An 8,326-nucleotide genomic window follows, 5' to 3' on the forward strand; every position below is an offset into this window, starting at 1 on the left:
CCCCATAGCTTACGACTTAAAGCCTACAGCCCTTATAATTAGTTTATAGTAATGTAGCTTGAAGCGTAATACTTGCATTGAATAACTTCGAAATTGGGCAATTAGCTTTCGCATGATTTACCAACTCCTCAAATTTTGCTTGATCCAAACCTTCAGCTTTTACAGTTGTTGTTAAGTTAATCGTTGTGATAGTACCGTTTTCCAAAACTACTTCAGATGTAGTATCGATGCTATCAGCAGTAAATCCAGCACCCTGAAGGTTAAATGCCAATTGCATAGAAAAGCATCCTGCGTGGGCTGCTCCTACCAATTCTTCTGGATTGGTACCAATACCGTCTTCAAAACGAGTATTAAATGAATATTGAGTTGCGTTTAATACACCGCTAGGAGAAGTAAGAGTTCCTTTACCTGCTTTGCCCGAACCAATCCATTGAGCAGAAGCGCTTCTTTTAATTAACATGATCTTTAAGGTTTATTTGTGTTTTGTTGTATCGTTTTGATATGACAAAGTTGCATGACTTTTTAATCTTAAAGAATGTATAAAAATCACTAATGAATGGACAAAAATGACTTCCCCTCGTTAAAGAAATATCATAAGGGACATTTTGACCCTTATGGTCTTAGGAAAGATATTTTTTGAGTTCTTCGGCCAGTGAGATAAGTTCCTCACAAAGTTGTGCATCTTCGCTTTTTTCGAGTTTTTGTACCGTTGCTTTAATTTTTGTTTTAAGGACATCCTTCTCTGTAACAAGCTTTTCAGAGGTTTGATTACTGGTTCTAACTATCTCTGCAATAACGTCCAGCGATTCTACGGAGGCATTGCTATCACTAATCTGTGCTAATTGTTGGATTTCTGTTTTCTTTATTTTTACCTTGCCTGCCAAGATATCCTGCTTGAGGGTAGGGGCTAATTTATTGAGACCTTCTGCAAAATCACCATCCCGTTTAATGGTTTTTTCACTTACATTATACTGTTTGGCCAAACGTGTAGCAGTTGCTTCCTTTTTGAGTTCTGTATCATAAGGGACATTTTGACCCTTATGGTCTTCACGTTGATATTTCCCTTTTTCTTGTTTCTCGGCATTGTATCTCAATCCTCTCAGATAAGAGGCTTGTTCTGGAATAAGATTTCGTCTACCTAATTGATTATCAATCATATATTCTTTTACTTCTTGTAAAGAATTAAAAGAAACTAAATGTATTTTGAAATCTATTTTATGTTTTTGGCAAATGCCATATCTATTATGTCCATCGATTAAGACATATATTTTGCTAGTATCGGTGCTCGTTGGAAAAGCGATGTTAGCCGTAGTTTGCCAAATCATAAGAGCTTCACGACAGCCTTCAGCTAAGATATTTTTTTCTAACTGTGCTAATTCTTCATTCTGAAGTGGTGGAATTAGCTCTTTGAGCTCTTCCAAAATCGTGATTTGTTGCTTGATTGCTTCATGATTAAGTAAGCTTTGATCTTTTATAATGGGCTGCGAACCCAAATTCATAGCATATTTTTTCATACGATGAGCTTAGTTATTGGCACAAAATTCTTTGGCAAAGTTGAGATAGTCTACAGCTCCATTAGAAGCAGAATCATAATCAAAAATATTGACTTGTGCGATTTGAGATTCTTTGAGTGCTACGTTGATTCTTATTTCGGTTTTGTAAATTCTAAAGTTATTAAGCGTTTGATAAACGTAATCAATCATGTCTTTGTGTACTTTCAGACGTTTGTCTACCATCGTTAGTAGGATTCCCTCAACCATCAATTCAGGGTTGATTCGCTCACGTACTTGTGTGATACGCTCGAAGAGGTTGTTGACTCCTTTCATTGCCGAAACCTCTGGCTGTAGCGTAATCAGGCAGCTATTAGATGCTACCAAAGCTGAGTTGGTAAAGATATTGAGTGCAGGGGGGCAATCAATCAAAATGTAGTCATATACCTCTCTCAAAGGATTGATTTTGTTACGAAGCTGATTTACTCCTCCTACTGCCTGTACTAATTCGAGGTCGGCGTATGCCAATTCCAAATCACTGGGAGCCACATCAAATCCTTCTGAGATAGATACTACTGGAAGTTCTTCATTTTTGAGTAAAGCGTGTACAACCTGATGCTGAGGATTGTCGATTCCAAGTGATTGCGAAAGATTGCCTTGAGAGTCCATATCAATCAACAACACCCTGAAACCGAGCTGAGTAAGTGCTTTTCCGAGGTTGATGGTAGTGGTAGTTTTCCCGACACCTCCTTTATGATTAATAATAGAGATAACTTTTGCTTTGTTGTTGTAAGCCTCATTATAGCCATATTTGACCAAGATAGGATAGAGCGCATTGAGATGCTTTTGGTTGAGGACACGGTCTCCGCTCAAGGCTTTGGCCAAAGTACTGGTAGGCAAGCCTGATTCTTTTTCAAGAATAGAAACCGACAAAGCAGGATTGCGACGAAGAAACTGAATGACTTTTTCGTGTGTAATCATAAGGAATAATATTTGTCATAAAAATATGATATTTTTTAAATATAGTCAAAAAAAATAGACAAATATATCTACTTAGTTGTATGAAATTTAATGAGGAAGAGGACTTGTAAAACAAAAAGTCCTGCCACCAAGGATAGCAGGACTTTTGGGAGAAGTTTATAGATTGTTTATTCTACCGTCATCAAACGATACTCCGTTGTTGACGTTTGGTTTTCAAGAGAGACTGTTTTTGAAATAGTGTCTTTACCGTCGGTTACTTCGATAGTATATTGACCGTCTTTGGCTTCGCTGAAGTCAAAACGACCGTGATAAGTGCTTTTGTAGCGAGCAATATGCTCACGGTTTACAATACGGCCATCTTTGTCTTTTACCAAAATGGTAAGAGCCTTGCCTTCTAATTTATCGACAGTCAAGTGCAAATCCAAAGTGCCAGCACCACGGTATGTACCGATAGCAAATGATTTTTTATTGTTGTTGGTAGTGTTGTCTTCACCGTTAGTTGGGTTTGCCAAAATACTACTTGCCGAGATAGCTACTAATGCGATAATGTTGAATAAAGTTTTCATGATTTTAAGAAGTTTAAAGAGTTAATATTTTAAATCTTGTTGTTATTTCGTCTTGTTTGATGATTCAAAGTTAGGCTGAGTTTTTAGGATTCTTTCTTGAAAAACTATAATCGGGTGAATCAATAGATAAGCGGTTGATATAAAAAATGGCGCAAAAGTGCCTTCTGGCGAGCGGTTGAGGGTAATGATGAGTGGTAGTTGAAAAAGCGCAATTTTTGGGTTGGAATCGCCATAAAGGATGTTTTATCTTTGTTGTGTTAGTTTATTTTACTTTATCCCGTATGACAATGCCAGATCCAACTACCTATAATCGTATTGCCAAGGCTATTGATTATATTCAGTCCAACTATCAACTGCAACCTAGTTTAGACGAAATTGCTGAACAAGTACATTTAAGTCCATTTCATTTTCAGCGTTTGTTTACAGAATGGGCAGGGGTTAGTCCTAAAAAATTTTTACAGTATATAAGTTTGTCACATGCGAAGTCAGTTTTAGAGCAAAATGCATCTTTGATGGATGCAGTTGAGGCTACTGGATTATCTGGAAGCGGGCGTTTACATGATTTGTTTATCAATATAGAAGGAATGACCCCAGGAGAATTTAAAAATGGAGGTCAAAATTTAGTCATTCAATATACTATCGAAAATACACCTTTTGGAGAAGTATTTGTGGCGTCAACGCCTCAGGGTATTTGCCAAATGACTTTTATTGATACCGAACCTAATTCTTTAGAAAGGTTAAAAAAGAATTTTCCTAATGCTACTATTACAGAAGGAAAAAATATGATTCAGGAAAATGCCCTAAAGATTTTTACAGAAGATTGGTCAAATATGGCTCAAGTAAAATTACACTTAAAAGGTACTGACTTTCAATTGAAGGTCTGGGAGTCGCTTTTGCATATTCCGATGGGGCAACTTTGTACTTATGGGACAATTGCCCAACAAATACATCAGCCTAGCGCCGCCAGAGCTGTGGGTACTGCCATAGGAAGCAATCCGATTGCCTACCTTATCCCATGTCACCGCGTAATTCAACAATCAGGAAAATTGGGAGGCTATATGTGGGGCGAAACTCGCAAATCGGCTATTATAGGCTGGGAAGCCTCAAAGCGAGAATTGAGTCATCTCTAATTTATGATTAATGCCTAGTTCAAGACTTGGTCTTAGTTTTTAAACAGTTTAAAACTGTTTTCATAAAATTCGGGATGACTCATGTATTTAGGCATCTTTAAGCTTCTTTATTATGACTTTACTAAAATTAGGAATCGCTATTTCTGGTTCTTGGATTTCGGGATGCCAACGCTTTTCCCATTCAAAACTATAATATCCTTGATAATTTCCTTTTTTCAAAAGTTGTAAAACCTCTTGAACGGGCGCTGTGCCTTCGCCAAACAATACATATTTTTCTTTTCCATTTTCCGTAATGGCATCTTTCAAATGCACGTGTTTGATATATGGTGCTAATTGGGCGTATACCTCCGAAGGGTTTTCTTTGGTAACTGACCACATATTATAAAAATCCCAAATTAATCCTACTTGTGGATGATTGGCTGTTTGAATTACGTGTAAAATATCGGCAACATATACAAGTTGTCCGTGTGTTTCGAGCAATACTTTTACGGAAGTGTTTTTGGCATAGTCTCCCAAAGCGACCAAGTTCTCAATCATGGCTTGAAGTGTTTGCTCTCTGCTTTGCTCCTTTGGGAAATCATTCGGAAATACTCGAATATAAGGACAGTTTAAATCGGCAGCCAAATCAATAAATCTTTTTGCCTCATCCAGATTACTTTTTCGTTTTTGTGCATCTACCCAATGCAAGTTGGTTGATGAACCTAAATCAACAATAGAGATACCAGCTTTTTTGCAAAGCTTAAGCGTATTTTGAATATTGCTTGGACTATTGAACAATGGCGAGACCGTCAAATCCATATCCTTTTGAATACCTCGCAATTCTATGCCCTGAAACCCATTTTGTACGGCCATTTCTAGTATTTTTTCAAAAGACCATTCAGGACAACCTAAAGTCGAAAATGCTAATTTGGGCACATATTTTTTTTGTGCTACGACTTGTTGTGCTCCTAAAATAGTTAAGAGACCAGCACTTGAATGTTTAAGAAAATGACGTCTTTTCATGTATGAAGAGGTAAAGATGAGGTTTTTGTGCCATAGGCATTAGGCAAAAATAGTATCAGCGTTTTGAGCTTATAGCCTAATGCATACAGCCTAAAGTGTGATTCAGTTGTTTAGACTTTTTCACTGATTTTTTTAAAACAGTTTGAAACTGTTTTAAAATTGAGTCAAAAACTAAAGCTTGAACTAGTTAATTCAATTTTGTCCAGTAGTCACAAAACGCCCTTTTTCTATAGCTTACAGCTTAATGCCTAAAGCCTACAGCTTATCTACAATTTCAAGGCTTTTAACTGTTTTACGGCATAATCTGCTGCTCGCGCTGTAAGTGCCATATAAGTCAAAGAGGGGTTTTGTGTGGCGGTAGAAGTCATACAAGCCCCATCGGTAACAAATACATTTTTGCAATGATGCAATTGATTCCAAGCATTGAGCATAGAAGTTTTGGCATCTTTACCCATACGAATACCGCCCATTTCATGATTTTCGTTGCCTGGCAAACGCTGCGTATCGATGAGTTTGATATTGGTAAAACCAGCTTTATGGTACATTTCGCCTAATTGTTCATGAAAATCCTTTAGCATTTTATCATCGTTATCGTCAAAAGCAACGGATGCCCTCAATTGAGGAATTCCATATTTATCCTTCAGCATCGCATCGAGTTTGACAGTACTTTCATGTTTAGGGATGGTTTCGCCCATCATGTGCGAGCCAATCGACCAAGGCCCTAGTTGCTGTTGATTGAGATGCGTCTTGAGCGATTCGCCTAATTCGTTAGGTAAATCCTGCATGGGCGAGCGAGAAGCTATAAAACCCGCCGCATAACCCCGAAGGAAATCCGTTTCTTGTTTATAAACATTTCGAAAACGAGGGATATAGCTAATATTTGGACGGCGCCCGTCGGTGGTTGAATCGAGCATGCCCTCATATTCAGCCGAAATACGTCCACGACTTGTATGAAAAGCGATATATCTTCCCAAAATATCGTTTTCATTACCCAAACCATTGGGAAAACGATGTGAGGTAGAATTCAACAAAATCATGTTACTGTTGAGCGTAGAAGCATTCACAAAAATGATTTTGGCATAAAATTCAATCATTTCTTTGGTGTTGGCATCTACTACCCTTACGCCCGTGGCTTTTCCTTTTTGTTCATCATATATAATAGAATGCACCACCGAGTGCGGTCGAAGCGTCATGTTACCTGTTTTTTCAGCCCAAGGTAAAGTAGAAGAATTACTACTAAAATATCCTCCGTAAGGACAACCTCTTTCGCATATCACACGGTTTTGGCATTTGGCTCTACCTTGTTGAAGATGGATAGGCTTTGGCTCAGTAATATGTGCTGCACGCCCAATAATCACATGGCGATTAGTATAATTTTGAGATACAACCTGTTTAAAATGTTTTTCGACACAAGACATTTCGTGAGGTGGTAAAAATTCTCCATCGGGTAAATAGTCAAGACCATCTTTGTTTCCTGTAATACCTGCAAACTTTTCGACATAACTATACCAAGGTGCTAAATCTTTATAGCGTATAGGCCAGTCTGTGGCAAAGCCATCACGAGCGGGGCCTTCAAAGTCAAAATCGCTCCAACGTTGGGTTTGGCGTGCCCAGAGTAATGAGCGCCCACCTACTTGATAGCCTCGTATCCAAGAGTAAGGTTTGTCTTGAATATAGGGTTGCTCGTCGTCACGAACCAAAAAATGTAGGGTACTTTCACTAAAAATATAATGATTGCTGGCAATTTGGTAATCTTTTTTGATTTCTTGAGGCACTGAACCAAGGTGTTCAAACTCCCAAGGGTTTTTTAGGGTAGTAGGATAATCGACCACGTGTTTGACGTCACGCCCGCGCTCGAGCACAAGTGTTTTTAAGCCTTTTTGGGTAAGTTCTTTGGCTGCCCAACCCCCACTTATACCCGAACCAATAACGATGGCATCGAAAGTGCGTTCTTTGATAGAATCAATAGTAAAGTAGCTCATAAATCCAAAGTGATGCGTTTGTGAATATAAATTATTGGTCAATGATTTTCTACATATCAAAAGACAAAACTTCCTGATTTTTACCGCTCTGTATGTCCTTTGCTGTAGGGTTTCAAAAATCTGCCTCGTATTTGCATCTTGCATATTTGGAGACAATGAACTGCATTTTGTAATTTGGCGTTAGAATTTTATCTCAAACCATTCTTCATACTCGATTCGAATTATACGCTATGAATGCCGAATTTATCATTACCCGTCCCGACAGTACCGAAAGAATGTTTAGTATTGGAGAGAGTAATCAAGTGCTTTTTTCGACACTTACAAGATTACCCTATTTTACGGTGGTGTGTATTCAGGAGGGTTCGGTAGAGTTAAAAGCAGATTTGTCATTTTATCATATATCAGCACCAGCGGTTTTGTTTTTTAGTCCTTTTCAACCTTTCATCATAAAAAAAAATGAAGAAGACCTTCCTTTGAAAGTACTTCATTTTCATCCTGATTTTTTTTGTATTCTTAAGCACCAAAAAGAAGTGTCTTGCAATGGTGTTTTGTTCAATAACCTTTTTGCGCCACCATTTGTAGAACTTAAGCAGGAGCAAAGTACAGTATTGGAAGGGGTTTTTGAGCAAATGAAAGACGAATCAAGTCATGAAGAGCTGGCTCAAAATGACCTGCTTTTATCTTATTTAAAAATCTTTTTGATTCATACTACCCGTTACAAAGCCCAAAATCAAGCTCAAAAAGAAGAGCAAATAGCGCTGAATAGTAATCCAGACCATTCTATTTTACAAAAATTTAGAGCTATGATTGAAGAGTTTTTTGTCATAGAGCATTCACCTAGTATTTATGCCGACAAGTTGAATATAAGTCTGAAGACTTTAGGAAAACTTACTAAAAAATATTTTGACCGAACTCCCTCAGATTTAATTCAAGAAAGATTGATGATGGAAGCCAAACGAGAATTGTATCTAACAGACAAATCAGTAAAAGAAATTGCCTATCTGTTGGGATTTGAGGATGAATTTTATTTTTCTAGGCTCTTTAAAAAAAATACAGATACCTCACCTATCAATTATCGAAAGGCCGTAGGAGAAGACCAAGCTAAGGTTAAACATATAGCCTATCTGTAATGATAATGTGAAATCGTGCAAAATTAGATTTTTGAGGCAATAGGC

8 protein-coding genes are annotated in these 8,326 nt (G+C 37.7%); 2 read left to right on the plus strand and 6 right to left on the minus strand.

What is annotated here, in order from left to right:
• Window positions 1–43 precede the first annotated feature (43 nt).
• The 4 genes from ACOVQ4_RS05665 to ACOVQ4_RS05680 all read right to left on the minus strand — a co-directional run bounded on the left by ACOVQ4_RS05665 (window position 44) and on the right by ACOVQ4_RS05680 (window position 3,037).
• Window positions 44–460, minus strand: a complete 417-nt coding sequence (locus ACOVQ4_RS05665) for an OsmC family peroxiredoxin (RefSeq protein ID WP_421819682.1) — start codon at window positions 458–460, stop codon at window positions 44–46.
• Between the two features lie 160 nt (window positions 461–620).
• A complete protein-coding gene (locus ACOVQ4_RS05670) occupies window positions 621–1,514 on the minus strand; it encodes a hypothetical protein (RefSeq protein WP_421819683.1) in 894 nt (297 codons plus the stop codon).
• Window positions 1,515–1,523: 9 nt separating this feature from the next.
• Window positions 1,524–2,471, minus strand: a complete 948-nt coding sequence (locus ACOVQ4_RS05675) for a ParA family protein (RefSeq protein WP_421819684.1) — start codon at window positions 2,469–2,471, stop codon at window positions 1,524–1,526.
• Window positions 2,472–2,638: 167 nt separating this feature from the next.
• Complete coding sequence (locus tag ACOVQ4_RS05680; RefSeq protein ID WP_421819685.1) at window positions 2,639–3,037, minus strand: hypothetical protein; 399 nt, start codon at window positions 3,035–3,037, stop codon at window positions 2,639–2,641.
• A gap of 287 nt (window positions 3,038–3,324) precedes the next feature.
• On the opposite strand from ACOVQ4_RS05680, the gene ACOVQ4_RS05685 reads away from it, so the two are divergent.
• Window positions 3,325–4,167 carry a methylated-DNA--[protein]-cysteine S-methyltransferase gene (locus tag ACOVQ4_RS05685; protein WP_421819686.1) on the plus strand — a complete coding sequence of 281 codons (843 nt, stop codon included), beginning with the start codon at window positions 3,325–3,327 and terminating at the stop codon, window positions 4,165–4,167.
• Between the two features lie 87 nt (window positions 4,168–4,254).
• Here ACOVQ4_RS05685 and ACOVQ4_RS05690 read toward each other — a convergent pair whose 3' ends face one another.
• Both ACOVQ4_RS05690 and ACOVQ4_RS05695 read right to left on the minus strand, forming a co-directional pair.
• Window positions 4,255–5,169: a sugar phosphate isomerase/epimerase family protein gene (locus tag ACOVQ4_RS05690; protein WP_421819687.1), complete on the minus strand. Its 915-nt coding sequence runs from the start codon at window positions 5,167–5,169 to the stop codon at window positions 4,255–4,257.
• A gap of 266 nt (window positions 5,170–5,435) precedes the next feature.
• Entirely contained in the window at window positions 5,436–7,151 is a 1,716-nt protein-coding gene (locus tag ACOVQ4_RS05695; protein ID WP_421819688.1) for a GMC oxidoreductase, read from the minus strand.
• 230 nt (window positions 7,152–7,381) lie between these two features.
• Between ACOVQ4_RS05695 and ACOVQ4_RS05700 the strand changes: the two genes are divergently transcribed.
• The gene (locus ACOVQ4_RS05700) at window positions 7,382–8,281 is read left to right on the plus strand and encodes a helix-turn-helix domain-containing protein (protein WP_421819689.1); all 900 of its coding nucleotides are present in this window, start codon (window positions 7,382–7,384) and stop codon (window positions 8,279–8,281) included.
• Window positions 8,282–8,326: the final 45 nt, after the last annotated feature.

It is taken from the genome of Flectobacillus sp., assembly GCF_049240685.1.
GTDB lineage: Bacteria > Bacteroidota > Bacteroidia > Cytophagales > Spirosomataceae > Flectobacillus.